The following is a 25,402-nucleotide window of genomic DNA, read 5'->3' on the forward strand; positions in this document are numbered from 1 at the left end:
GAATGACGATTGTTCCGCGGTCAGCATAGCGCGCAGCAGTGACAGTATTACTTCTTTGCTATATTCTTCAGCGTTGCAACGCTGCTCGGGCAAAGCCCAAAGCTTTCTCGGCCGGCATGCCCTGTTGGTGCACGACGTCGGCAAAAACCTTGGCGGCTTTAGCCACCTCATCGCGAATAGCGTCCCCGGCAGCAGCAATGATGGCGCCTTTACGGCCCAAAGTTTCCACCACACCGGCAATTTCGAGTTCTCGAAATGCCTTGGCCACAGTATTGACGGCCAGACCGGTCGCCGAGGCAAGGGCCCTGACTGTTGGCAGCTTCGCCCCCACCGGCAAAACACCACGCACCGCTAGATCTGCGATTTTCAACCGGAGCTACTCATAGGGTGCCACCCCGGTTCGCCCTTCCGTCCGCCAGTTCAGCAAATTTCCGTCGTTCACCCAGTTCACCCAATCACCGCTAGATCTTGGCTTAGCACAGCGCAGGACCCGGACCGATTCCGACCCCAGTCGCGCATGAACACCAATCCTGAAAATTTACTTGCATCAGTCAACTACTAGCATACGCACGCCAGTTGGCGCGCCTGCTCAAGTCTGGACATCCTCGGTCGCCGGTGCTTCATAGCCCGATTTATAGAGCTTCTCGTAGAATCCCTTTGCTACCAAGAGCTGTTCGTGCGTACCTTGCTCGATGATTCGACCGTGATCCATCACCAAAATCAGATCGGCATCCCGAATCGTTGACAATCGGTGCGCAATAACAAAACTTGTCCGATCCTCGCGCAACCTATTCATCGCGTTCCGGATCAACACTTCGGTTCGAGTATCGACGGAGCTGGTGGCCTCATCAAGGATCAAAATCGAAGGATTCGCTAACCAGGCTCGGGCAATAGTCATCAACTGACGCTGCCCTTGACTCAGCGAATCGCCGTCGTCTGAAAGCACCGTGTCATAACCGTCCGGAAGGGCTCGCACAAAGTGATCAACATAGGTTGCCTCAGCTGCTTCGACGATGTCAGCTTCGCTAGCATCTAGCCTGCCGTAAACCAGGTTTTCCCGGATCGTGCCGGAAAACAACCAAGCGTCCTGCAGTACCATGCCAAACCGTTGCCGAACGTCGTCGCGGCTCATCTGCGCGGCGTCCACGCCGTCAATCGAAATCTTGCCGGAGTCAATGTCGTAAAACCGCATCAGCAAATTGACCAACGTTGTCTTGCCAGCTCCAGTTGGTCCCACAATCGCAACGGTCTGGCCAGGTTCTGCAACCAAGGAAAGATCCGTAATAAGTGGTTCATCATCTTTGTATTTGAAGTTCACGTGGTCAAAAACAACCCGACCTTGGATGGGCTCCCCCGGCCGACCAAGTTTTGCAGCCGGCTGGAAATCTGGAGATTGTTCCTTTTCATCAAGCAGAGTAAACACCCGTTCTGCCGAAGCCACGCCAGACTGCAGCAAATTGATCATGCCACCAATCTGAGCAATCGGCTGACTGAATTGGCGTGAGTACTGAATAAAGGCTTGAACCGAGCCCAAGGTAATTTGCCCCGCGGTGATCTGCAGGGCACCGACCACCGCGATTGCCACGTAACTCAGGTTGGAGACAAACCCGGTCGAAGGCATGATTACGCCAGATATGAACTGTGCCTTCGAGCTGGATTTGTAGAGACCTTGATTGGCAACCTCAAACTTTGCGATCGCAGCCTTTTGCTGGCCGAATGCCTTGACAATTTCGTGGCCGGTGAACATCTCTTCGATGTGACCATTGAGCTCACCAGTGGTCTTCCACTGCGCCATGAACTGAACACGCGAGCGCTTGGCCACCAAGACGGTAATTCCGGCGATGAGCGGCACCGAGCACAGCGCAATAAGCGCCAAGGACCAAGAGATCGAAAACATCATGGCGATAACGCCAATTACAGTCAGTACGGACATTAGTAATTGCGTCAGAGTCTGGTTCAGCGTCTGCGAGAAGTTGTTGATGTCGTTAGTTACCCGGCTGAGCACGTCTCCGCGCGAAGCTTCTTGAAAATGGCTCATCGGCAAGCGGTCCAGCTTCGCTTCGATGTCCTGCCGAAGCCGGTACATTGCACGTTGCACAATGCCCGTGGTGATGTAGCCCTGGCTCCAATTGAAGAAGAAGGAGATGGCGTACAGCATCAGCACGGAAAGCATCACCCAGCCAAGGGCTTGAAAATCAATGCCCTGACCAATCACGGCATCCGTGCCATTGACTAAGTCGGCAAGTTGGCCTTGATTCCCTGCTCGCAATGCCGCAACAGCTTGCGCCTTGCTAGTGCCAGCTGGGAAGTTTGCGCCTAACATTTTGCCGATGATGCCCTGGAAGATCAGGTCTGTTGCGTGGCCCAATACTTTTGGTGCGGCCACAGATAGCAATACGGACACTGCGGCTAAGAAAACCAGCCAGGTCATCCGGAGCCGGTCCGGCTTCATCAGACCAAGGATCCTTTTGAGGCTCGGACCAAACGCTGTTGCTTTTTGCGGCGGACCGCCCCGGCCCATCATGCTCATGCGGCTTGCTCCTCTGCACTCAATTGCGAGGTGGCAATCTCTTGATAGGTCGGGTTGCCTGCCATGAGTTCGTCATGGGTGCCTTGTCCAACCAATTTCCCCTCATCCAAAACCAAGATGTTGTCTGCATCTCGAATCGTATTGATGCGTTGCGCGACCAGAATAACCGTGGCCTAAGTGGTCACCGGATTTAACGCTGCCCGTAGTTTCGCGTCAGTACTGAAATCCAGCGCAGAAAAGCTATCGTCAAAAAGATAGACCTTTGGATTCGCAATGATTGCCCGCGCAATGCATAACCGTTGTCGTTGACCGCCCGAGACGTTCGCGCCACCCTGCTCAATGGGCGCGTCCAACCCCTCTGGCATCTCACGGACGAAGTCGGCCGCTTGCGCAATTTCCAAAGCCGCCCAAATTTCCGTTTCGGTGGCGTCAGGCTTACCGAAACGAATGTTGGAGGCTACACTGCCCGAAAACAGGTAGGCCTTTTGCGGCACCAAGCCAATGGATGAACGCAGTGACTCCAGAGTGAGTTGGTGGCTTTCGTGGCCACCAAGCGCGATGTTTCCACCAGTCCGGTCAAGCAGCCGTGGAATCAAATTGATCAGCGTCGATTTACCGCTGCCCGTGGAGCCGATTACCGCCGTCGTCGTTCCCGGTTCTGCGCGGAAACTCAACCCGGAAACAACCGGCGCCTCGGCACCCGGATAGCTAAATTCAACCGCATCAAATTCGATAGTGCCGTCCAGATCCGCAATGTTCTGTGCACCTGGCTTATCTGCCACTGACGATTCCGTGCTCAGTACCTCTTGGATTCGTTCTGCACTGACGGCTGCCCGGGGAATCATCATGAACATGAACAGCGCAAACATGATTGCCATCAAGATCTGCATGATGTAGCTCAAAAAGGCGGTTAGCGCACCGATCTGCATACCACCGGCGTCGATTCGCATGCCGCCAAACCACAGCACACCGACGGTAGCTGCGCTGACCACAACCATGATGGTGGGGAACATCAGCGAAAGCAGTCGGCCAGCACCCAATTGAGTTCTCGTCAGGTTTTGGTTCGCCTGGTCGAATCGTGCGTCCTCATAGTCTCTGCGCACGAAGGCGCGAATTACGCTGACCCCCATGATTTGCTCGCGCAAAACACCGTTAATCGCGTCCAGCTGGGCTTGGCCTTTTCGGAAAAGGGGTACTAACTTGCGCACTATGAGGCTGATCGCCACCACCAGCACCGGAATGATGACCAGCAACAACCCTGATAACGGTACGTCCTGCTGCAGCGCCAAAATGATGCCGCCGACGCACATAATCGGCGCCATCACCATCATGGTGAATGACATCAGGGTGAGCATCTGGATCTGTTGAACGTCATTGCTGGTTCGAGTGATCAATGAGGGCGCACCAAATTTGCCCACTTCACGTGCCGAGAACGATTCAACTTTGCTGAACAACTCGCCACGGAGCTGGCGACCAACTGTCATCGCCAATCGGGCACTCAAAAAGGTTGCCGCAATCGCGCAAACAATTTGGCCTAATGAAATGAGCAGCATCCAACCGCCAAGCGAGTAAATCGCTCCGGTGTCCTGCTTGACGACGCCGTTGTCGATGATGTCTGCGTTGAGGGTAGGTAAATACAGCGTGGCCACTGTTGAAAGTAACTGCAGTAGCACAATGCCAAGTAGCGCACCTTTATGCGGTGCCAAATTTCTTGCTATCAGCCGGAATAACAAGCGAATCTCCTATAGCTCCGTAAAACTCTGATAATGATCTAGCTCACAATTCAAAATTGAGTACAGAGCTTCGCTTCAAGGTACACCTGGCAATTGCGGCTGTCAGCATCTTCGAAAATATTCTCCTATTGGCGAACGAGAAGCCCGCAGCCTTGGCGTCAGTTGACGCAGCTTGACGAACCTAGCTGTCCGGGTGGCTGTGTACTGCGGAAGGAATCAGCTAACCTACCGACCGTTGCCAATGCTTCTTGGGCTTCGCCTTCATTCCAGTCAGACAAACGCTGCCGCATCCGCTCGGCACGTTGGGAAAGCACCTCTGCGAGCGCTTGTGATCCGGCCGGTGAGATCATAATGAGCGTTGCTCGACCATCTTCTGGATCGGGTCTGCGCTGTACCAGACCTTCGACTGCCAAGTCAGCTAATTGCCTACTCAAAGCGCTTGGGCCGACGCCGATCATTTCGGCAAGTGCACTCGCGCGGCATTCACCAAATTGCGCTAACAATCCGATGATGCCGATATGAGCCAGTCTTGGCCCTTCTGAATTCGGTTCGTGCGACAGGGTTTTAAGCGTCCGGAAAAGTCGGAAAACTTCGTTGACCAGCTCGACGAGGGTCTGTTCCTCGACAGCCATGATGCCTCCCAGAAATATTTGCTTGACTCAGTCAACTATATACCCTGCTACCCGATAAACGCCGTACCCGATAGCCTGAGCAAATGGATGAAAATCTCTGGGAATTGCCCCAGCTTACGATTCGCCGAATTTCCGTCAGCAGCATGGATAACAATATCTACCTACTCACTTCGAGACGAACTGGCACCCAGTTGCTCATTGACGCTGCCGATGACTCGCCAGCAATTTTCGATCTCCTAGCCGTAGCTGCCGCGGATGTTGAACCGGGCACCGAGGCCAAACTTGCTGCGGTCTTCACCACACACTCGCACTGGGACCATGTGCGTGCACTTGCCGAAGTTGTGGCGCAAACTGGCGCGCGCACCGTCGCAGGCACGCTTGATGCTGCCAACATTGCAGTGCCCACTGATGCACCCGTAGATCATCAAGACCTTTGCCAGTTCGGCGACTTCGACGTCGAGGCGATCCACTTGCGCGGTCACACCCCGGGCTCAATTGCGCTGCTCTACCAAGACTCGGTAGGCCCGGCACATCTCTTTACTGGGGATTCGCTCTTCCCTGGCGGGGTTGGCAACACCGAAAATGATCCTGCCCGTTTCGAGCAGCTCTTGAACGATGTCACTGAACGAATTTTCGAACGGCTACCTGATGACACCATCGTTAATCCGGGGCATGGCAAGGGAACAACGCTCGGAGCTGAGCGGCCTCAACTTGCCAGCTGGCGCGCTCGCGGCTGGTAAATTGAGGCCTTAGCCTCAGATCAAACCGTTCATTCAGGGCTTCTGTCCCACCACGAAAATTCGTCGGAAGGGAAAGACCGTACCAAATTCGCGCCGCGGATAAGCTTCGTCCAGACGGGCCGAATACTCTTCCTCAAAAAGCGCCGCATCCTTCGGGTCCAAAGCATTCAACACTGGCCGCAATCCCGTACCCCTGACCCATTCGAGCACCGGTTGCGGACCCGCTAACACCTGCTGATAAGTGGTTTCCCAGGCATCCGCTCGCATACCAGCAGCTAGGAATATTTCCAGATAATCCACAGGCTCCCCCACCGCGTCATCGTGCCGAAGCACGCCGTCGAGCTTCGTCCGCCACTGCTCAGATTCAGCAACTTCACGCATCAGCAGGTGCGACTGAGCACCAAAATTTCCCGGAACCTGCATGGCGAACCAAGCGCCAGGCTTAAGCGCTGCTAACCACCGTGGCAAGAGTTCTCGATGCGCTGGGATCCATTGCAATACCGCGTTCGTGACCACGACGTCGACGTCGCTCTCCGGCATCCAGAGCGCCGCATCACTGACCTGAAAGCTCAAGTTCTCTGCATTTGCGCCAGCCTGAGCTGCGGAAATCATCTCAGCGGATGAATCGAGTCCAACAATCTCTGCATCAGACCAGCGCGTAGCAAGTGTTGCAGTCAGGTTGCCTGGGCCACAACCCAGATCGACGACTTTCCTCGGCTGCTCTGCCAAAACTCGACCGGTGAGATCGAAAAATGGTCGATTCCGAAAATCACCGAACTGGACGTACTTTTTGGGGTCCCATGTGACTGCCATTTTCAACCTTTCCGCTCGCACGTTATCTCAGTTCTGAGCCTACTGCCTGATCAGGCGAAGTGCGATGCACCAGAAGGTTGCTGCGCTCCGGCTAGGCTAGGACTGTGACTCTCCTCGATCAATTACCCGCATCCAGCGACGACGCCGATGCCATCTACGAGGGTTTCCTGAGCTGGAGCGCAAGCCGCGGCGTCCGTCTTTACCCCGCGCAAGAAGAAGCGGTTATCGAGTTAGCTAGCGGCAACAACGTGATTCTGGCGACTCCTACCGGTTCCGGTAAATCGCTAGTAGCAGTTGCGGCACATTTCACTGCGATGGCGGCGAAAGCGCGCAGCTACTACACCGCGCCGATTAAAGCCTTGGTTTCGGAAAAATTCTTCGCGCTGATCGAAATCTTTGGCGCGCAAAATGTCGGTATGGTCACCGGAGATTCCTCGGTAAACCCGGAAGCACCCATCATTTGCTGCACCGCAGAGATTCTGGCCAATATTGCGCTACGTGAAGGCGCCCAGGCTCAGGTCGGCATCGTGGTGATGGATGAATTCCATTACTTCGCAGATCCGCAACGCGGTTGGGCTTGGCAAGTACCGCTTTTAGAGTTGCCGCAAGCTCAATTCCTCTTGATGAGCGCAACGCTTGGCGACATGAGCAGTTTCGAAAAGGAAATCACCGAGCGAACTGGACGAGAAACCGTCACTGTTTCCTCAGCAGAGCGACCGATTCCGCTGCACTATTACTACGTCCAGACGCCAGTGCACGAAACTCTAGAAGAGCTACTGTCCACTAACCAGGCTCCGGTCTACATTGTGCATTTCAGCCAAGCCGAAGCAATCGAGCGTGCCCAAACGCTCATGAGCATCAACATGTGCAGCAAAGAAGAAAAGCAGCGCATCTCGGAAATGATCGCACTTTTCCGCTTCTCCCCTGGCTTTGGCAAAACGCTGAATCGATTGGTTCGGCATGGGATTGGCGTCCATCATGCGGGCATGCTGCCCAAATACCGCCGCCTTGTTGAACAGCTAGCCCAAGCCGGACTGCTTAAAGTTATTTGCGGAACCGATACCCTCGGCGTAGGCATTAACGTGCCCATTCGTACCGTGCTTTTTACCGCATTGAGTAAGTACGACGGCGTACGCACAAGAACCTTGCAAGCCCGCGAATTCCACCAAATTGCGGGCCGCGCAGGCCGGGCCGGCTTCGACACCGCGGGCACCGTCATGGTGCAAGCTCCGGAACACACAGTGGAAAACGCCAAGGCAATGGCGAAAGCCCAGGCCAAATTTGGCGATGACCCACGTAAATTACGCCAAGTGGTCAAGAAAAAGCCACCGGAAGGATTCGTCAGCTGGGGCGAGCCAACTTTTACCCGGCTCGTTGAATCCGAACCCGAACCACTTTCATCGAGTTTCACCATTACGCATGCGATGTTGCTTAACTTGATGGAACGGCCAGGTAACCCGTTCACCGCGGCGCGGCGACTACTCAGTGAGAATCGCGAATCCCGCTCAACCCAACTGAAGCTGATGCGCAAAGCGCTCGGCATTCTGCGCGAACTCCTAGTCGCCGGCGTCGTCGAGCGGATCCCGGCAGCAGAACAAACAGAAGATGGCCGGACGCTTCGCCTGACCGTGCATTTACAAATGAACTTCGCACTCAATCAGCCGCTCTCCCCCTTCGCTTTGGCAGCCTTAGAGCTGCTCGATCCGGAATCGCCAAGCTACGCGCACAACGTGGTTTCCGTCATTGAATCCACGCTAGAAAACCCACGGCAGATCCTTTCCGCGCAACTCAAATATGCCCGTGGCGAGGCCATTGCCACCATGAAGGCCGAGGGCATGGAGTATGAGGAGCGGATGAACGCCCTAGAAGAAGTTAGCTACCCGCAGCCGCTTGGTGAGTTACTTCGGCAAGCTTTCGATACCTATCGAGGCTCAGCACCATGGCTTGGTGACTTTACCGTGGAGCCAAAATCGATTGTGCGTGATTTAACCGAACGCGCAATGAACTTCGGCGAGTTTGTTCGCTTTTATTCGCTCGCCCGTAGCGAAGGCATCGTGTTGCGCTATTTGGCTGATGCCTACCGCGCCTTACGCCAAACCGTCCCGACCGGTGCGCTGAGCGAAGACTTGTCCGACCTCATCGCCTGGCTTGGTGAACTAGTGCGGCAAGTAGATTCAAGCTTGCTCGACGAATGGGAAGCGCTCGCCTCCGGACATGAAACTGGCGGCTCACCTGATAGCAATCCGCTACTTGAGGCTCCCCCGGCACTAACTCGGAACGAACGCGCTTTCCGGGTGATGGTTCGCAACGAGTTGTTCCGACGAATCGAATTGGCCGCACGTGACGATTTTGAAGCTTTAGCTGAGCTCGACGCCGATTCCGGCTGGGATACCGATCGCTGGGCCGATGCGCTCGACGATTATTGGGACGAACACGAAAGCATCAACGCTGGCCCGTCTGCGCGCGGACCGGCACTCTTTGTTGTCACCGTGGCAGGTCGAATCTGGAAGGTACGCCAGATCATCGATGATCCGGCCGGCAACCATGATTGGTCGCTCAGCGCCGACGTCGATTTGGACGCCTCTGATGAGGCAGGTTTCGCGGTACTGAGACTAACCGACTTTGGCCGTGCCGACGGCTGAGGCTTGGGATACGCTCACAGTATGACCATACGTCCCGCTGTGCTTTCTGATGTCCCAGTGATTCTTGAGCTAATCCATGATTTAGCGATCTACGAAAAAGAACCGGATGCGGTCAAGACCACAGTCCCGATGCTCGAATCCGCGCTGTTCGGCGCCGAACCCAAGGTATTCGCCTATCTCGCCGAAGATCCACACGGCGTGCAGGGCTTTGCCCTCTGGTTCTTGAACTTTTCCACTTGGGAAGGCGTACACGGCATCTATCTCGAAGACCTTTACGTGCGCCCAGCAGCCCGCGGTGGTGGCCGTGGAAAGGCACTTTTGCAAGAACTTGCTCGAACCGCGGTTAAACAAGGTTATGCCAGAGTTGAATGGAGCGTTTTGGATTGGAATCAACCCTCAATTGACTTCTACCGAGCGCTCGGCGCCATCCCCATGGAAGGCTGGACGACGTTCCGACTCACTGAGACTGCGTTGCAGAGCTTTGGCGCGGGTCAGGAGTTGCGCGCATGAGGGCCGCCCAACATCGGCAGCTGCCCGGCGTCGAACGTGACGGGGTGCTTTACCAGCCGCACGTTTTCCAGGTTCCGCTTGACCATAAAAATCTCGACGGCGAATCACTGGAGATTTTTGCCCGCGAAATAAGCACCCTTGAAGCCCCAGATGCCCCCTGGTTGGTCTATTTTCAAGGCGGTCCAGGGATGCGAGCCGATCGACCGAACTCGGCTAGCGGCTGGCTCAAAGAAGCGCTCAAAGACTTTCGCGTGCTCTTACTCGATCAGCGTGGCACTGGCCTTTCCTCACCAGTGACTCGGCAGAACTTAGCCCACCGGGGCGATGCTGCCACGCAAGCCGAATACCTGAGTCATTTCCGAGCAGATTCGATCGTTGCCGATGCTGAGGCGATTCGACTCGCGCTGGCAAGTGGTCCATGGAGTATTCTCGGCCAAAGCTTTGGCGGATTCTGCGCCTTAGCCTATCTGTCGCAGCATCCGGCAGGACTTCGCGAAGTCCTCATCACTGCCGGCCTTGCCCCATTGCACGGGCATCCGGACCGAGTTTATCGAGCAACTTTCGACCGGATGACCGCCCGGAACAACGAGCACTTCGAACGATACCCGCAAGACCAAGAGCTTGCGCACCGGATTGCTCAGCATCTCACCGAGCATCAGGAGGTTCTACCCACTGGTGAACAACTCACGGCGCAGCGGTTTCAAATGTTGGGCGGATTTCTTGGCGGTAATAGTCGGATAGATGCCTTGAACTACCTACTCGAAGATGCCTTTAGCACGGACGGTGAACAGCTCACGGATTCTTTTCTGAGCCAAGTTTCCGGGCAAGTTTCCTACGCCCAAAACCCGTTATACGCGGTTCTGCACGAGTCGGTCTATTGCCAGGGCGAGGCCTCGAATTGGTCTGCAGCACGAGTAGCCGCAACACTACCCGATTTCGCGCCAACTGCGGAGAAGCTCATGTTCACTGGCGAAGCCATTATGCCTTGGTATTTTGAGCAAGATCCCGCTCTGATTCCGCTGCGCGATGCGGCGGAAGCGCTGGCGCAGCGCAGCGAGTGGCCTGCGCTCTACGATCTGGAGCAACTCGCCCAGAACAGTGTGCCGGTGGCCGCAACCGCTTACTTTGACGATATCTACGTGGACCATGCTTTAGCCGTCGAAACCGCAGCCTCAGTGCGTGGACTCAAGCTTTGGCAAACTGGTGAGTATCATCATGATGGCTTACGCGCCGACGGCGAAAAAATCTTCGCTACCCTGCTCGCGATGACGCGCGGCGCTTCTGCACCGAGCTAAAGACCGCCATTGCCACCGCGAGCACTATCGCGGTGGCAATGGCGGTCAAGCCGGCAAAGCCCCAATACGCAAGCGCTATGCCAGCCAGCACGCTGCCGGCCGCTGCGGAAAAGCCCATCAGAGTATCTGAAACGCCTTGAACTTGGACTTTTTCGCTCGCCGGGACGCTTTCGCTCAGCAACGTGGAACCGGCAATAGTCGATGCCGACCAGCCAAGGCCCAACAAGATCAAACCTACGGTTACCGCATTGGTGTTCGACTGACCGAACCCGGCAACCGCTACCGCGCTCAATAAGATTATTTGCCCACCGATAATGACCTTCACCCGACCCAGCCGATCGCTAAGCCAACCGAACAATGGCGACAACGCAAACATCCCCGCGATATGCAACGAAATAGTGAAGCCGATAATCGCCAACACATCCGTACCATGGTGACCCATTGCGGCGCGCTCATCTACTTGTTTCAGGTGCAACGGTGTCATAGCCATAACTGAGACCATCACAACATGCGAACCAACTACCGAGATAAAGGCCACCATTGCTGAAGGCGATTCTCTGATGGAAGCAAAGCCAGCACGTCGGCTTAGTTTCTGCACGGACTGCTCTTGATTGGCAATTTTTTGCGCAGTCAATAACGGGTCTGGCCGCAAGCCTATCGAGAGCAAAATCATCCCGAGCAACATCGAGGTAGCTGAAAATAAGAACGGGCCGGAATTTTCTGGCAAGCCCAGAAAATTACCCAATTGCGCTCCCGGACGGACCAGGTTTGGCCCGGCCACCGCCCCAAGAGTGGTTGCCCAGACGACTATCGCTAAGTCACGTCCGCGATGCTCGCTAGCCGCAAGGTCAGCGGCTGCAAAGCGAGACTGCAAATTTTCCGTCGTGCTGAAACCCAAACCTGCGGCCGCCACCAGCACCGAGGGAAAGCTTCTGGTCGCCGCTGCTACCACCATTAACACCGCGCCAGCAAAGGCCACGGTGAGGCAAAGGCTAAGCGAAACTCTGCGACCGCGCTTTCGCGCAAAAGAAGCCATGGGCATTGCCGAAAATGCTGCAGCAAGCGTTAGCAACGTGGTCACCGATCCAGCCCAAGCATCCGAGCCGCTCAGATCAACCGCCAGTAACGAGCCAGCTGCCAAGACGCCTACCGTTCGGCGTTGAATTGCCTGGACGGTCATCGGTTGCGCAGGAGTCGATCCGGTCATGCGCCGAGTTTACGGCGTTTCTGAGTCATCCTGTTGCGAACGCGCGCTGGCCTGTTCAAGCTCTGGATCAACTTTTCCGCGTGAGACTAGCAAGCTAGCCACAGTGGCCACCACAATGGTGCCTAAAATGACAGCCAGTGAAAGCCAGATAGGGATCTCCGGCGCCCAGTCGATGCCTTTACCGCCATTGATGAAAGGCAGCTCATTGACGTGCATTGCATGGAAAATCAGCTTCACGCCAATAAAGCCCAGAATAATTAACAGCGCGTGTTTCAAGAAGACCAATCGTTGTAGCAAACAGCCTAGCAGGAAGTACAGCTGCCGCAAGCCCATCAACGCGAAAATATTGGCCGTGAACACAATAAACGGCTCTTTGGTCAACCCAAAGATTGCCGGGATGGAATCCACTGCGAAGAGCAAATCCGTCAGGCCCAAGGCGATGAACACGATAAGCATCGGTGTCCACATCTTTTGTCCGTCGACTACGGTACGCACTTTGGCACCGTCGAAATCTTTGGAAATTGGCAATACGGAGCGAAGCTTACGAATCAGCGCATTGTCACCAGCATGACCTTCGTCCTCACCAGAGTCACGCGCCTGCTGCCATGCCGTGTAAAGCAGGAACAGACCAAATATGTAGAAAACCCAGCTGAAATTCTCAATAACGGCGGAACCGAGCAGGATGAAGATACCGCGAAGAATAAGCGCAATAATGATGCCCACCATCAGCGCTTCTTGCTGATACTTTCGCGGGACCGAGAATCTAGTCAACACAATGATGAAAACAAAGAGATTGTCAATGCTGAGGCTGTATTCGGTGATCCAGCCCGCCAAGAATTGCGAGCCATGTTCTACGCCGGTAAACACGAACATGAGCACGGCAAAAATAAGCGCTAATCCAACATAAAAAGCAATCCAGAGACCAGATTCTTTCATGGAGGGTTCGTGCGGCCGTTTGATAACCAAGAGAAGATCAAAGGCCAAAATGAGTCCAAGAACTACAAAAGTTCCCACTTCAAAGGCCAAAGGAAGTTGAGTCACAAGAATCTTTCGGGTAGGCAATTGCCGCAAGTCTCTCCGCCGATATTTCACGGCCGCTACGCCCGGCAGAGCAACTTTGCTCTGCGTACTGACGTTCGTAGCGCTGAAGGATACTCCCCTACGTGCCTTCTATTCTACACTGGCCAAAAACTATCAGCGTGCCAGACAATACGTGCCTACACCCAGACGGCTAGGCGTGACCGGCTGACTGCATCTGCCTTAGTTCCTTCTTCAAATCGCCGACCTCGTCACGAAGCCTGGCCGCCAGCTCGAATTGCAACTCGCCAGCCGCCGAATGCATTTGCGCCGTAAGCTGTTCGATCAAATCCACCAGGTCTTCGGCGGGCACGGCAGCCAATCCGTCGTGCCGGACCGGGACTGGCGCCTTCCCCCTTGATCTGCCCTTGCCCGCAGACTCCAAAAGGCTCTTGGTATCGGCATCCTCCCGAGCCAAGGAATCAGTAATATCAGCGATTCGTTTGCGCAGCGGTGTCGGATCAACGCCGTGTTCGGTGTTGTAAGCCACCTGAATGGCACGACGTCGATTGGTCTCGTCAATGGCCTTCGCCATGGAATCCGTGATCTTGTCCGCATACATATGCACTTCACCGGAAACGTTACGAGCAGCACGACCAATCGTCTGGATCAAGGACGTGGCCGAGCGCAAGAAACCTTCTTTGTCAGCATCCAAGATGCTGACCAAAGAAACTTCTGGCAGGTCCAAACCCTCGCGCAACAGGTTAATACCCACCAGGACATCGAAGACACCTAGCCGCAGCTCTCGCAACAACTCAACGCGACGCAAAGTATCTACATCCGAGTGTAGGTATTGCACTTTGACCCCGTGACCCAATAAGTACTCAGTAAGATCCTCGGCCATCCGTTTGGTCAAAGTAGTAACCAATACCCGTTCGTCCCGCTCAACCCTAGTTCGAATCTCACCGAGCAGGTCATCAATTTGGCCTTTGGTCGGCTTGATAATGACTTCAGGGTCAATCAACCCGGTGGGTCGAATGATTTGCTGCACGACGCCGTCGGCTTTAGCCATTTCATATTTGCCCGGCGTTGCCGAAAGGTAAACCGTCTGACCGACTCGCTCCAGAAACTCATCCCATTTGAGCGGTCGGTTATCCATTGCTGAGGGCAACCGGAAGCCATGATCGACCAAAGTGCGCTTTCGGGACATATCACCCTCATACATAGCGCCAATTTGCGGTAGAGTAACGTGCGATTCATCAATCACCAACAAGAAATCATCTGGAAAATAATCGATGAGGCAACTTGGCGCGCTGCCGGAGTCACGACCGTCAATATGCCGAGAATAATTCTCGATGCCATTACAGAAACCCATCTGCTGCATCATCTCGAGATCATAAGTGGTACGCATCCGGAGCCGCTGCGCCTCGAGCAACTTGTTCTGACCTTCAAGTTCTTTCAGTCGAACGGCTAATTCATCCTCGATTCGGGTGATCGCCTTGGCCATCCTTTCCGGACCAGCCACATAGTGCGAGGCAGGGAAAACGTACATCTCGTTTTCTTCCCGAATGATCTCGCCGGTCAGCGGGTGCAAAGTAAAGATTTTCTCAATTTCATCGCCAAAGAACTCGATGCGCAACGCTTGCTCTTCATACATCGGGGTGATTTCCACGGTATCCCCGCGAACTCGGAAAGTACCTCGGTGAAAGTCAATGTCATTTCGGGTGTACTGAATCCCCACGAATTGGCGCAAGAGTTGATCTCGATCGACCCGATCGCCCTGCTTGAGCGTAACCATGCCTGCGACATACTCTTCTGGCGTGCCCAAACCATAGATACACGAAACGGTAGCCACCACGATGACGTCACGACGAGTGAGGAGCGAGTTCGTCGCGGAGTAGCGCAACCTTTCAACCTCTTCGTTGACGGAAGAGTCTTTTTCAATGAAGGTGTCCGTCTGCGGTACATACGCTTCTGGCTGGTAGTAGTCGTAATAAGAAACGAAATACTCCACCGCGTTATTAGGCAGTAGCTCGCGGAATTCGTTAGCGAGCTGCGCGGCAAGGGTTTTGTTCTGCACCATCACCAAAGTAGGTCGTTGTACTTGTTCAATCAGCCAGGCCGTGGTCGCTGATTTTCCGGTACCAGTGGCACCGAGTAACACCACATCCTTCTCACCGTTATTAATTCTTTCGGTCAGATCGGCGATGGCGGCAGGCTGATCGCCAGCTGGCTGATACTCACTGATGACCTCGAACGGGGCCACAACTCGATTGATCTGTTGCGCAAGACTCATAGCATTACGCTACTGCCAAGCACCGACAGTTTGCGAGGCCGGATGATTTATCCGGCAATAATAAATAGTTCGCCACAGTCTTTTCCCAGGAAATCCGAGACTTTCATCCAGGATCGTGACAAAATTGCTCTTCAGTTGAGCTGCGTAATTTTCGGCAAATTTGCAGCTCAGGAAACGCTACAACGCCGCAATCAACAATGAAAGAGGCCACGATGTCCAGCAACGAGCCCCAGTCCTACCCACAGGCACCACAACAAGCCGCACCCGGCTATTACCCACCGGCTCAAGATCCGGGCAAAGTTATGGGTATTCTCTCCATAATTTTGCCCTTTGTTTTCCTTGGACTTGTTGGTCTAATCCTTGGCATCATTGGCTTTGTTCAGTCCAAAAAGCCGGGTTCAAAAACATTCCAGCAGTTATTGGAATCATCTTGAGCAGCTTGGCGATCGTGGGAACCATTATTCTCATTATTGTCGGAATTGTGGCTGCTCAAGCAGTTCTACAAACCTGTAAAGATTTGGGATCCGGCACGCACGTCCAGGGTGGAATTACCTATACCTGCCCATAATTTTCGTTTGAGCGCGCAGACGGAACCAGAGCTCGGTCTGATGCGGAGAAAGCGGCCTATCGGCCGAAGAGGAAGGTCATTATGAGCGACAACTACGGCCAACAGCCGCCACCCCAGCCATACCCAGGCCAAAATCCACCTAGCGAAAATCCACCTGGCGGATACCCGCAATTCCAGAACCAACAATTCCAAAATCCACCGGCAGGCTATCGCAACCCCTCCGGAAACTATGCGCCGGCTGCCTCGGAAGATTATCCCGGTAAGACCATGGGCATTGTAGGTCTGATATTGGCTTTCTTCTTTTCGATTGCAGGCTGGATTATCAGCGCAATTGCTTTGAAACAATCAAAAGACGCTGGCGTGCAAAACACACCAGCCAAGATCGGTCTGATTCTGAGTATTATCTTCACGATCGGTGGCGTAATCGTCGCGATCATCCTGATCATCTCGGCTATCACGCTGGCAACGTCGGTGCACAACTATAGCGGCTACTGAGCACCAATTCAGCATCTCTCCAAAAGGCTGCGGCTTAAACCCGGGGCGGCGTCCAGCCGCTCCGGGTTTTCCATTCTTCTAGTGCTGGCCGGGCTATTTCGCTGAACCAGTTTTCCTTTTCTTGGGCTTAATCTGCGCTAGTTCCGGTACCGTTTAATGTTGCGGCTCGCAGTTTTTCTCCAAGGTAAACTTCCCGCCATTCCGGCTCTGCACGTAACCAATCGCGGAACGCTACAGCATAGTTCGCGCCCGGTGAGCCGTCCACGCGAATATGAAGATTCACTGCTCTTCCCGGGTCTGCATTACCGTGCAATCGTTTTTGCCAGTGCCTTGGATCTGGGTCATCCACCGAGGGAGTGTCCGACCAGGTTCCAGGAATTCTTGGGAAACCCGCCGAGGACAAGGCCAAGGCCAGCTCATCCGCGGATGCCAAGGAATCAACTCTCAGCTGCAGGTCGATCACATCTTTCGCGGCCAAGCCCGGAATCGACGTTGAACCAATATGGTCTGCGCCGATGGCCTTTTCGCCTGCCGCATGCAAAATTCTAGCTATCAACCGAGAGGCAGCAGCTGACCAGTCAGGATCAGCCGGTTTGAGAATTGCTGGACCAGACCTTTTAGCCGTCGCACCAGCATGCAGGTTCTCAGCAAACGGAAGCAGCCTTTCCTGCCACAACGTATCAACCGCTTCAATCGTGAGTTCAGCTGGCCCCGAGTTCTCAATGACGACGTCGGCCGCGGCTAACCGCTGTTGCTGACTCGCTTGGGCTGCAATTCGCTGTGTCGCGGCGGCCTCGGTCAGGCCGCGATTCCGCACCATTCGCTCGATCCGAAGCTCGGCCTGGGCATCCACCACAAGGACTAGATGGAATGCTGCACCCTGCCCAGTCTCTACTAACAAGGGAATGTCTTGAACGACGATCGCGTCCGGTGGAGCTGATGCGCGCAATTCAGTTGCACGTGCACGAACTCGAGGGTGCACTATCGCATTGAGTTTTTCCCGCTGTGCCGCATCTGCAAATATTCTCGCGCCAAGAGCCTCCCGGTCCAATCCACCTTCTGGGTTCAGAATCGTCGGGCCAAATTCGACACAAACCTCGGCCAGCCCCTCAGTTCCGGGTTCGACGACTTCTCTGGCGAGCCGATCAGCATCAATCAACACCGCACCAAGTTCCGCTAGCCGAGTGGCTACCCATGATTTCCCGGCTGCGATCCCGCCGGTGAGTCCAAGTGAAAGCATGACACCAGACTATGCTGAATCGGTTTCATACAGCGTGTTGAAAGACGGACCAGCCGAGCGTTACGAGTTGGAAGTGCGGCGTTCGAAATTCATCGCGCTAGTGGGACGGGTCTCAGGTTAAGTCGCCGCACGCGAGATGATTGCCACTGCCCGCCAAGATTTCCCTGATGCCGGGCATCATTGTTCGGCCTATCTGCTGGGCCCCAGACGGGAAATTCAACGCAGCAACGACGACGGTGAGCCATCTGGAACCGCCGGCGAACCAATTCTTGAGGTCTTAATTTCGCGCTCGGCAGCGCCAGCTGGCGCTTTAGAAGGCCGCTCAGATCTATCTGATGTGTGCGCCGTCGTCGTTCGCTACTTCGGCGGAACGCTACTGGGGACTGGCGGACTGATCCGAGCCTATTCTGAAGCTGCCGCGGCCGCATTGAACCAGGAACGCCTGGTAACACGCCAAGAAATGACTCAATTTCGCATCGTGGTTCCGCACGCCACAGTTGGTCAGTATCGTCATGAATTGGAGCGCTCGGGGCATAAAATTACTGCGATTCGCTATTCTGAACGGGCTGAACTGGACTTTGTTGCGTTTGCTCAGCCGGAAACCTATACGCTCGCGCAGAATTTGATTCATTCCGTTGATCGAGCGACTGCTGGAGTACTAACCAAGCTCGAAACCATCGGCAGCCAATGGGCAGATGTCTAGACCTAGACGAACCCGGTCAGAACTTAATGTGGGATCGCGTTAATAAACCGCGCTGAGCTGCCGGCTGCACCAGGTTGCAGTCGTCCGGTAACCTCTGGAATTTCCAAGCTAAAAAGAGTTCCAATTGGTTTGCCGTAACCAAAGTCATCGCTCATGAGCGTCACCTGGTCCGGTCCAACATCCCGAATGACAACGTCGATCGGTTCCGTTGCGTCGTCAACCTGCAGCTTCCAGCGGCTCGCTAGGTAGCCTAATCCGCGTTCCAGCAACAACTCTTCGGCTTCTTCGAACGGCAGCACCCCAGCAATTGGCCGGCCAAGCAGATCAAAAGGCACAAAGCCGTCGTCGGACATAGCTAAATAGCCAACGGTCTCCCGGTCCCCCGGCCGATTGATCCGGAGCCACTCGGACGGAATCATTGCTGCTCCTCGATTTCTTGACCCGTCCCGGAGGCATTTTCAGCTTGCGGATGGGCGTTTAGCTGTTGAAAGAGCATCCGGATGCCGAAAATGCCTCCGGAGTGCTGACAAAAGGTGTGCTGATAAAAAGGAGGGCCGCCGCGTTCAACGCGACGACCCTCCTAAAAAGTGCTAGCTGGAAAGACTAGTTTCCGGTGAGCTTCTCCCGCAGAGCGGCAAGAGCTTCATCTGAAGCCAGGGTTCCGGCATCGGCGGCCGGGGCCTCCGAGGAGTAGCTGGTCGGTGCGCCTTCGCCGGTGCCCTCAGTCGCGGCGGCCGCGTCGTCGGCAGCGTGCTGAGCAACCTGCTTCTTGTGTGCTTCCCAACGGGTCTGAGCCTCGGCGTACTGAGCTTCCCAAGCTGCGCGCTGGGTCTCAAAGCCTTCAAGCCACTCGTTGGACTCCGGATCGAAGCCCTCCGGGTACTTGTAGTTGCCCTCTTCGTCGTACTCCGCGGCCATGCCGTAGAGAGCCGGATCGAATTCGGTCGACTCGGCGTCAAGACCCTCGTTAGCCTGCTTGAGCGAGAGGCTGATGCGGCGACGCTCGAGGTCGATGTCAATGACCTTGACGAACAGCTCGTCACCAACGGAGACAACCTGCTCGGCGAGCTCAACGTGACGGACTGCCAACTCGGAGATGTGCACGAGGCCTTCGATGCCGTCTTCGACGCGAACGAACGCACCGAACGGAACCAACTTGGTAACGCGGCCCGGGACAACCTGGCCCAGCGCGTGCGTACGGGCGAAGGTCTGCCACGGATCTTCCTGCGTAGCCTTGAGCGAAAGTGAAACCCGCTCGCGATCCAGATCGACTTCGAGCACCTCGACGGTGACTTCCCGGCCAACCTCGACAACCTCGGACGGGTGATCGATGTGCTTCCAGGACAGTTCCGAAACGTGAACCAAACCGTCAACGCCGCCCAAATCGACGAATGCGCCGAAATTGACGATCGAGGAAACAACGCCCGGACGAACCTGGCCCTTTTCCAACTTGTTGAGGAAGGTCGAGCGAACCTCAGACTGAGTCTGCTCGAGCCATGCACGGCGAGACAGGACCACGTTGTTGCGGTTCTTGTCCAGCTCGATGATCTTCGCTTCGATCTGCTGACCGATGTACGGAGCCAAATCGCGGACACGACGCATTTCCACCAGCGATGCCGGCAGGAAGCCACGCAGACCGATATCCAGGATCAAGCCACCCTTGACAACCTCGATGACCGTACCGGTGACCACACCGTCTTCTTCCTGGACCTTCTCAATATCGCCCCAGGCACGCTCGTACTGTGCGCGCTTCTTGGACAAGATCAAACGGCCTTCTTTGTCTTCCTTGGTCAAAACCAGGGCTTCGACTTCATCGCCTACGGAAACGACCTCGGAAGGGTCGACGTCGTGCTTGATGGAAAGCTCACGCGAGGGGATAACGCCTTCGGTCTTGTAGCCGATGTCGAGCAGAACTTCGTCGCGGTCAACCTTGACGACAATTCCTTCGACGAGATCGCCGTCGTTGAAGTACTTGATAGTTGCATCAATAGCGGCGAGGAAGTCCTCAGCTGATCCGATGTCGTTGATCGCGACGACAGGGGTGCTGGTCTTCTCGGGGGTCGTGATGGTCATGTAGTAGGGGCTCCGTTGTGGATAGATGATTTGGTCAGCGCGCAAGACGAATCGAGTTTACTGAAATGTTTGTGGTGTTGAATACACGCAATGCGTGCCCGTTTAGTTTAGTCCGATCTGCCTAGCAACGCAAAAGCTCAGTACTAAGCCACAAAGACGACAGCGCCGCGGCCGAAGGTTAAGCTCTGATCCGGCTAATGGCACGATAAACAGGTGCGGAAATCGACGCTATTAAATCTTGGGCCCGCAAGCTGGGTGGTTTTAGCTGCGGTTTCGCTCGCAGCAGCCTTAGGTTTGGCGGTTTTTGCTGAACCGAAATTTCCGTGAAGTATTATTTGCGGGGCTGAGAGCCTTCGTTCAGTTGGCCATCGTTGCCGTTTTGATTGCCCAGTTGTCTAGTCATCCGGCGCTGGCGCTGGCCTTTATCGCCCTCATGTTCTGCATTGCGGTCTGGACAGCTGGCCGTCGAATTGCCAAGACCGGGAACTGGTGGATGGCCGCGATACCGCTAGCCTGCGGCGTGATTCCAGTGGCCGCCCTCATGTTTTGCACCGGGGTACTGCCGTGGAATGCGCTGGCACTGATCGCCGTAGTAGGTCAGCAAATCGGCGGCGCGATGGCGACAACCACACTGGCTGGCAGACGCATCGAATCCGAGCTTCAGCAACGAAGAGGCGAGGTTGAGGCCGCGGTAGAACTGGGTCTGACCTGGCCTGCCTCCAGGCACTTCATCAGTCGCGATATTGCCGGTGAAGCGGTTTTGCCAAGCATCGACCAAGCGAGGACCGCCGGAACCGTGACGCTACCGGGCGCCTTCGTAGGGTTGATTCTTGGCGGTGCCAGTCCAATCGCGGCCGGCCAGATTCAACTACTGGTACTCATTTCATTGCTTTTAGTGAACAGTCTCGCCGCCTGGGTGTGCCTGTTGCTGAGCTCCTCCGGCGCCTGGGAACGACGCCGCCGTCAAAAAACCGCTTGACCTGGAGTGCACTCTAAGTTCTAGCCTGGGTGCATGACTTTAGAACAGCACAAAATTAACAGCGGATTCGGCTTCAGCAGCACCGCGGACGAGGTGCTAGCCGGTATTGATCTCACCGGAAAAACTGCGATCGTAACCGGCGGCTACTCCGGGATCGGTTATGAGACGACGGCGGCGCTCAGCAAGGCCGGTGCCACCGTGATAGTTCCTGCCCGACGGCTTACCGTGGCGCAGGATGCGCTACGCGAAATTGACCGTACCGAGGTCCAGACCATGGACCTCGGCGATCTGGACAACGTGAAAGAGTTCGCCGAATCGTTTTTAGCCTCTGGCAGGAAGCTGGACATCGTCATCAACAATGCCGGGATTATGGCGTGCCCGGAGACCCCTGTTTGCCCCGGCTGGGAAGCGCAATTCGCCACGAATCACTTAGGACATTTTACGCTGGTCAATTGGCTGAAACCGGCATTAGCCGAGCAAAGCCGGGTAGTAGCACTGTCTTCGACCGGGCATTTTCGCTCCCCGATCCGTTGGGATGATGTCCAGTTCCAGGATGGCTACGACCGATGGGAAGCATATGGCCAAGCCAAAACCGCCAATGCGCTCTTCGCCCTGCACTTGAATAAGCTGGGCGCAGAATCCGGTCTTCAGGCTTTTTCCGTCAACCCGGGCGGCATCTTCACCCCGCTGCAACGGCATCTTTCGCAACAGGATCAAATAGAACTAGGTTGGCTCAACCCAGATGGCTCCCCCAGCGAGCTTGCAGCTACCGCGTTCAGATCGCCAGCGCAGGGCGCTGCCACCACAGTTTGGACCGCCGCTTCCAGCCAGTTGGCCGGCCTCGGCGGCGTCTATTGCGAGGACAGTGACGTTGCCGAGCCAGCCGTTGAGGGTGGACCCCGCAGCGGCGTCAAAGCCGGGGCAAGCGATCCCGAGCCAGCGCAGCGACTTTGGGATTTGTCAGCCGAACTCACTGGAGTCAGTGTATTCTGATCCCGCAGTTAGCTGCGAAACTTAGTGTCCGGCGTCGAACCAGCTCTTTCCGATTCCCACTTGCACATCGAGTGGGACCGTAAGGTTGGCGGCGACGGCCATTTGCGCGATAACCAACGCCTGAACCTGATCTAGCTCGCCCTCAGCAACTTCAAAAACCAATTCATCGTGGACTTGCAACAACATTCTAGATTCCAGCCCTGCTTCAGCAATGCCAGCGTCCACACCCAACATGGCGCGCTTGATGATATCTGCCGCCGAACCCTGGATAGGCGCGTTCAAAGCGGCTCGCTCTGACATTTCCCGAAGTTGACGATTGTCACTGGTGAGCTCAGGCAAGTAACGACGGCGGCTTTCAATGGTCTCGGTAAAACCGTCTAACCGAGCCTGCTCTACAACGCCGCGCAGGTAGTCTCGCACCGCGCCAAATCGGTCGAAGTAGTCCTTCATTAAGGTACGAGCCTCATCGACAGAAATGTTGAGCTGTTTGGAAAGACCGAAAGAGCTCAAGCCATAGACCAGACCATAGGACATAGCTTTGACCTTCGATCGCATCGCCGAGGTCACTTCTTGCGGCTCAACATTGAAAATGTGCGAGCCCACAAAACGGTGCAAATCTTCACCATCCTTAAAGGCTTGAATGAGCGCTTCGTCACCGGACAGATGCGCCATGATCCGCATTTCGATCTGCGAGTAGTCAGCTGTCAGCAAGGTCTCGTAGGACTTAGTCGATTTTTGGCCTACGACGAAAGCACCCCGGATTCGACGGCCTTCTTCGCTGCGAATCGGGATATTTTGCAAATTCGGATTGTTCGATGACAGTCGACCTGTCGCGGCGACGTTTTGCGCGTAGGTAGTGTGCACTCGAGTGTCTGAGCCAATGGATTTGATGAGGCCTTCAACGGTTTGCCGGAGTTTAGTTGCATCACGGTACGCCTGTAATTGCAGCAAAAATGGATGTGGATGCTTGGTCGTGAGATCGGCCAAAGCCTCTGCGTCAGTAGAAAATCCAGTTTTGATCTTTTTCGTCTTCGGCATACCTAGCTCGTCGAAGAGCACGGTTTGAAGTTGTTTGGGTGAGCCCAAATTCACTTCATGGCCAATAATTGCGTACGCCTCGGTTTGAGCCGTCTCGATGGTTTTACCGAAATCAGCCATCAAGGTATCTAAGGTTTCTTTAGATACGGCGACTCCGGCGAGCTCCATACCGGACAGCACCCGAGCCAAGGGCAGTTCCAAACCGGTCAGTAGCTGCTCCGCATTTCGCTCGAGCAGAATTGGCGCGAAAAAGCTGCTCAACTTTTGGGTCGCAAAAGCCCTCAGTACTGCTTCTTGAGCACCGTCGTCGCCTTCAAGGCCCAAATCCAGTTGGCCAGCGTCTTTGCTAGCACTCACAGTCATTGGAGTCTCTAAATGGTAAAGACTCAGATCTGCCAAATCATAGTTTCGGCGTTCTGGCTGAATCAGATATGCCGAAATTGACGTGTCATCTACGACGCCGTCAAGATCCAGCCCGCGTCCAGAGAGCGCTTTCAAAGCCGATTTGAGATCGTGCACAGCCTTTGGCGCCGAACCTTTTAGCCAGCTCGCCAGGACTTGCTCCGCTGCCTCGTCTAGACCTGTCAGCGGTATGAAGGCGGCCGACTCTTCTGAACTCAGGCCGATTCCGTGCACGTCCATGCCAACTGGTTCCGCCAGTGGTAACGTCTGACCGGATAGCGCCAGCCCGATTGTTGCCGTTCCAGCAGCCTCTAACCAAGCCGAGATTTCCGCCGCCGAACCGAGCACACCATGTTCCGGCGCATCATGACCTTCGCTAGATGCTTCAGCCTCGTCTTCGCCAAATAAGTCGAAAAGTCGTTTGCGCAAAGTATTGAACTGTAGCTCATCAAAGAGCTCTTCGATTTTTTCCCGATCAGGGTGTTGCAATTCCATCTGCTCAAGGGTCACCGGTAAGTCAAGATCGCGCAGCAAATGGTTCAAACGGCGATTGCGCTTGACGCTGTCAACATGCTCGCGGAGCGAATCGCCAACTTTTCCGCCAATGGCGTAAATATTTTCCAGAATTCCGGCCAAGCCGTCGTACTGATTGATCCATTTGGCCGCAGTCTTTGGCCCAACGCCAGGCACGCCCGGGAGGTTATCTGCTGTTTCACCAACTAAGGCGGCTAAATCCGAGTATTGATCCGGCCGAACAAAATATTTCGCTTCGATTGCCGCGGCATCCATCGGCGGAATATCCGAGATGCCCTTTTTCGGGTAGAGCACAAAGGTGTTATCCGTGATCAGTTGAAAGGCATCCCGGTCACCAGAGACGACCAACGTTTGCCAACCAGCGGCTTCCGACTGGCTAGCCACGGTAGCGATAATGTCGTCCGCCTCAAAGCCATCAATGCTGATAGTGGGAACGTTCATGGCTTCCATGACCTTGATGATCAGATCTATCTGGCCATAGAACTCTTCCGGGGTCTTCGAACGACCTGCCTTGTATTCGGTGTATTCCACCGATCGAAAGGTTGGTGTATCAAGATCAAAGGCCACCGCCACGTGGCTAGGCTTTTGCTGACGGATCATGGTCAGCAGCATTGAGGTGAATCCATGCACGGCGTTGGTGTGCTGACCGGTGTCGGTGACGAAAGTTTCCGGTGGCAGCGCATAAAAAGCGCGGAACGCCATCGAATGCCCGTCCAAAACCAGAAGTTTTGGTGTGGCCTTGGTCGCCGTGTTGCTGACAGAAGCTGCTGCGCTAGATTCACTCACGGATCTAGCCTAGTGCGCAGCACCGACTCTTTCACCTCAAGATTTGGGATGGAAAAATGGCACGATCAAATAGACGCCATACAACACCGCTGCTATACAGAGTAGATAACAGGCATATTCAGTCACTCGAGTCCAGGTTCTGGCTCGCCCGGTACGGTCCAAGCCCGCTGCGTGCA

Annotated in this window: 21 protein-coding genes and 1 pseudogene; 10 read left to right on the forward strand and 12 right to left on the reverse strand. The window is 55.0% G+C overall.

Features of this window, described 5'->3' with window-relative positions; genetic code table 11:
• Nucleotides 1-67: 67 nt before the first annotated feature.
• The 4 genes and pseudogenes from RSAL33209_RS10080 to RSAL33209_RS10095 form a co-directional block, all read right to left on the reverse strand.
• Entirely contained in the window at nucleotides 68-370 is a 303-nt protein-coding gene (locus tag RSAL33209_RS10080; protein WP_012245676.1) for a GntR family transcriptional regulator, read from the reverse strand.
• Nucleotides 371-589: 219 nt separating this feature from the next.
• A complete protein-coding gene (locus RSAL33209_RS10085; protein WP_012245677.1) occupies nucleotides 590-2,530 on the reverse strand; it encodes an ABC transporter ATP-binding protein in 1,941 nt (646 codons plus the stop codon).
• Nucleotides 2,527-4,263: pseudogene (locus RSAL33209_RS10090) on the reverse strand (ABC transporter ATP-binding protein). The gene RSAL33209_RS10085 and the pseudogene RSAL33209_RS10090 overlap by 4 nt, the downstream one beginning before the upstream one ends.
• A 158-nt stretch (nucleotides 4,264-4,421) precedes the next feature.
• The gene (locus tag RSAL33209_RS10095) at nucleotides 4,422-4,895 is read right to left on the reverse strand and encodes a MarR family winged helix-turn-helix transcriptional regulator (protein ID WP_012245680.1); all 474 of its coding nucleotides are present in this window, start codon (nucleotides 4,893-4,895) and stop codon (nucleotides 4,422-4,424) included.
• Between the two features lie 83 nt (nucleotides 4,896-4,978).
• Between RSAL33209_RS10095 and RSAL33209_RS10100 the strand changes: the two genes are divergently transcribed.
• Nucleotides 4,979-5,635 (forward strand): MBL fold metallo-hydrolase, encoded by a 657-nt coding sequence (locus RSAL33209_RS10100; RefSeq protein WP_012245681.1) that lies wholly within the window; start codon nucleotides 4,979-4,981, stop codon nucleotides 5,633-5,635.
• A gap of 33 nt (nucleotides 5,636-5,668) precedes the next feature.
• Here RSAL33209_RS10100 and RSAL33209_RS10105 read toward each other — a convergent pair whose 3' ends face one another.
• Nucleotides 5,669-6,448: a trans-aconitate 2-methyltransferase gene (locus RSAL33209_RS10105; RefSeq protein WP_041684661.1), complete on the reverse strand. Its 780-nt coding sequence runs from the start codon at nucleotides 6,446-6,448 to the stop codon at nucleotides 5,669-5,671.
• Nucleotides 6,449-6,552: 104 nt separating this feature from the next.
• Between RSAL33209_RS10105 and RSAL33209_RS10110 the strand changes: the two genes are divergently transcribed.
• Genes RSAL33209_RS10110 through RSAL33209_RS10120 form a run of 3 tightly spaced genes read left to right on the forward strand, consistent with a single transcriptional unit; the run spans nucleotide 6,553 to nucleotide 10,895 of the window.
• A complete protein-coding gene (locus RSAL33209_RS10110; RefSeq protein ID WP_012245683.1) occupies nucleotides 6,553-9,090 on the forward strand; it encodes a DEAD/DEAH box helicase in 2,538 nt (845 codons plus the stop codon).
• Nucleotides 9,091-9,111: 21 nt separating this feature from the next.
• A complete protein-coding gene (locus RSAL33209_RS10115; RefSeq protein ID WP_041684663.1) occupies nucleotides 9,112-9,600 on the forward strand; it encodes a GNAT family N-acetyltransferase in 489 nt (162 codons plus the stop codon).
• Nucleotides 9,597-10,895, forward strand: coding sequence for an alpha/beta fold hydrolase (locus RSAL33209_RS10120; RefSeq protein ID WP_012245685.1), 1,299 nt, complete (start codon nucleotides 9,597-9,599; stop codon nucleotides 10,893-10,895). Before RSAL33209_RS10115 ends, RSAL33209_RS10120 begins: the two co-directional genes overlap by 4 nt.
• Here the strand turns inward: RSAL33209_RS10120 and RSAL33209_RS10125 are convergent.
• From RSAL33209_RS10125 to uvrB, 3 genes are all read right to left on the reverse strand, one after another.
• Nucleotides 10,852-12,102, reverse strand: a complete 1,251-nt coding sequence (locus RSAL33209_RS10125) for an MFS transporter (protein WP_041684665.1) — start codon at nucleotides 12,100-12,102, stop codon at nucleotides 10,852-10,854. The genes RSAL33209_RS10120 and RSAL33209_RS10125 overlap by 44 nt on opposite strands.
• 9 nt (nucleotides 12,103-12,111) lie before the next feature.
• On the reverse strand, nucleotides 12,112-13,143 hold the full coding sequence (locus tag RSAL33209_RS10130; RefSeq protein WP_041684667.1) for a TerC family protein: 1,032 nt from the start codon (nucleotides 13,141-13,143) through the stop codon (nucleotides 12,112-12,114).
• 190 nt (nucleotides 13,144-13,333) lie between these two features.
• Nucleotides 13,334-15,415: an excinuclease ABC subunit UvrB gene (gene uvrB, locus RSAL33209_RS10135; RefSeq protein ID WP_012245689.1), complete on the reverse strand. Its 2,082-nt coding sequence runs from the start codon at nucleotides 15,413-15,415 to the stop codon at nucleotides 13,334-13,336.
• 212 nt (nucleotides 15,416-15,627) lie between these two features.
• Here uvrB and RSAL33209_RS10140 point away from each other — a divergent pair, with 212 nt between their 5' ends.
• The 3 genes from RSAL33209_RS10140 (at nucleotide 15,628) to RSAL33209_RS10145 (ending at nucleotide 16,478) form a co-directional block, all read left to right on the forward strand.
• The gene (locus RSAL33209_RS10140) at nucleotides 15,628-15,849 is read left to right on the forward strand and encodes a hypothetical protein (protein WP_145962072.1); all 222 of its coding nucleotides are present in this window, start codon (nucleotides 15,628-15,630) and stop codon (nucleotides 15,847-15,849) included.
• Complete coding sequence (locus RSAL33209_RS17570) at nucleotides 15,846-15,983, forward strand: hypothetical protein (RefSeq protein ID WP_155116079.1); 138 nt, start codon at nucleotides 15,846-15,848, stop codon at nucleotides 15,981-15,983. Before RSAL33209_RS10140 ends, RSAL33209_RS17570 begins: the two co-directional genes overlap by 4 nt.
• An 81-nt stretch (nucleotides 15,984-16,064) precedes the next feature.
• Entirely contained in the window at nucleotides 16,065-16,478 is a 414-nt protein-coding gene (locus RSAL33209_RS10145) for a hypothetical protein (RefSeq protein WP_012245691.1), read from the forward strand.
• A gap of 127 nt (nucleotides 16,479-16,605) precedes the next feature.
• Here RSAL33209_RS10145 and coaE read toward each other — a convergent pair whose 3' ends face one another.
• Nucleotides 16,606-17,718, reverse strand: coding sequence for a dephospho-CoA kinase (gene coaE, locus RSAL33209_RS10150; RefSeq protein WP_012245692.1), 1,113 nt, complete (start codon nucleotides 17,716-17,718; stop codon nucleotides 16,606-16,608).
• A gap of 136 nt (nucleotides 17,719-17,854) precedes the next feature.
• On the opposite strand from coaE, the gene RSAL33209_RS10155 reads away from it, so the two are divergent.
• The gene (locus RSAL33209_RS10155) at nucleotides 17,855-18,421 is read left to right on the forward strand and encodes an IMPACT family protein (protein ID WP_012245693.1); all 567 of its coding nucleotides are present in this window, start codon (nucleotides 17,855-17,857) and stop codon (nucleotides 18,419-18,421) included.
• 23 nt (nucleotides 18,422-18,444) lie between these two features.
• Here the strand turns inward: RSAL33209_RS10155 and RSAL33209_RS10160 are convergent, their stop codons facing one another.
• Nucleotides 18,445-18,840 (reverse strand): hypothetical protein, encoded by a 396-nt coding sequence (locus RSAL33209_RS10160; protein WP_012245694.1) that lies wholly within the window; start codon nucleotides 18,838-18,840, stop codon nucleotides 18,445-18,447.
• Between the two features lie 184 nt (nucleotides 18,841-19,024).
• Entirely contained in the window at nucleotides 19,025-20,494 is a 1,470-nt protein-coding gene (gene rpsA, locus RSAL33209_RS10165) for a 30S ribosomal protein S1 (RefSeq protein ID WP_041685578.1), read from the reverse strand.
• Between the two features lie 304 nt (nucleotides 20,495-20,798).
• Between rpsA and RSAL33209_RS10170 the strand changes: the two genes are divergently transcribed.
• Both RSAL33209_RS10170 and RSAL33209_RS10175 read left to right on the forward strand, forming a co-directional pair.
• Nucleotides 20,799-21,473 carry an ABC transporter permease gene (locus RSAL33209_RS10170; RefSeq protein WP_012245696.1) on the forward strand — a complete coding sequence of 225 codons (675 nt, stop codon included), beginning with the start codon at nucleotides 20,799-20,801 and terminating at the stop codon, nucleotides 21,471-21,473.
• Nucleotides 21,474-21,506: 33 nt separating this feature from the next.
• A complete protein-coding gene (locus RSAL33209_RS10175) occupies nucleotides 21,507-22,466 on the forward strand; it encodes an SDR family NAD(P)-dependent oxidoreductase (RefSeq protein ID WP_012245697.1) in 960 nt (319 codons plus the stop codon).
• A 21-nt stretch (nucleotides 22,467-22,487) separates the two neighbouring features.
• Here RSAL33209_RS10175 and polA read toward each other — a convergent pair whose 3' ends face one another.
• Nucleotides 22,488-25,226: a DNA polymerase I gene (gene polA, locus RSAL33209_RS10180; RefSeq protein WP_012245698.1), complete on the reverse strand. Its 2,739-nt coding sequence runs from the start codon at nucleotides 25,224-25,226 to the stop codon at nucleotides 22,488-22,490.
• Nucleotides 25,227-25,402 lie beyond the last annotated feature (176 nt).

The organism is Renibacterium salmoninarum ATCC 33209 (genome assembly GCF_000018885.1).
GTDB lineage: Bacteria > Actinomycetota > Actinomycetes > Actinomycetales > Micrococcaceae > Renibacterium > Renibacterium salmoninarum.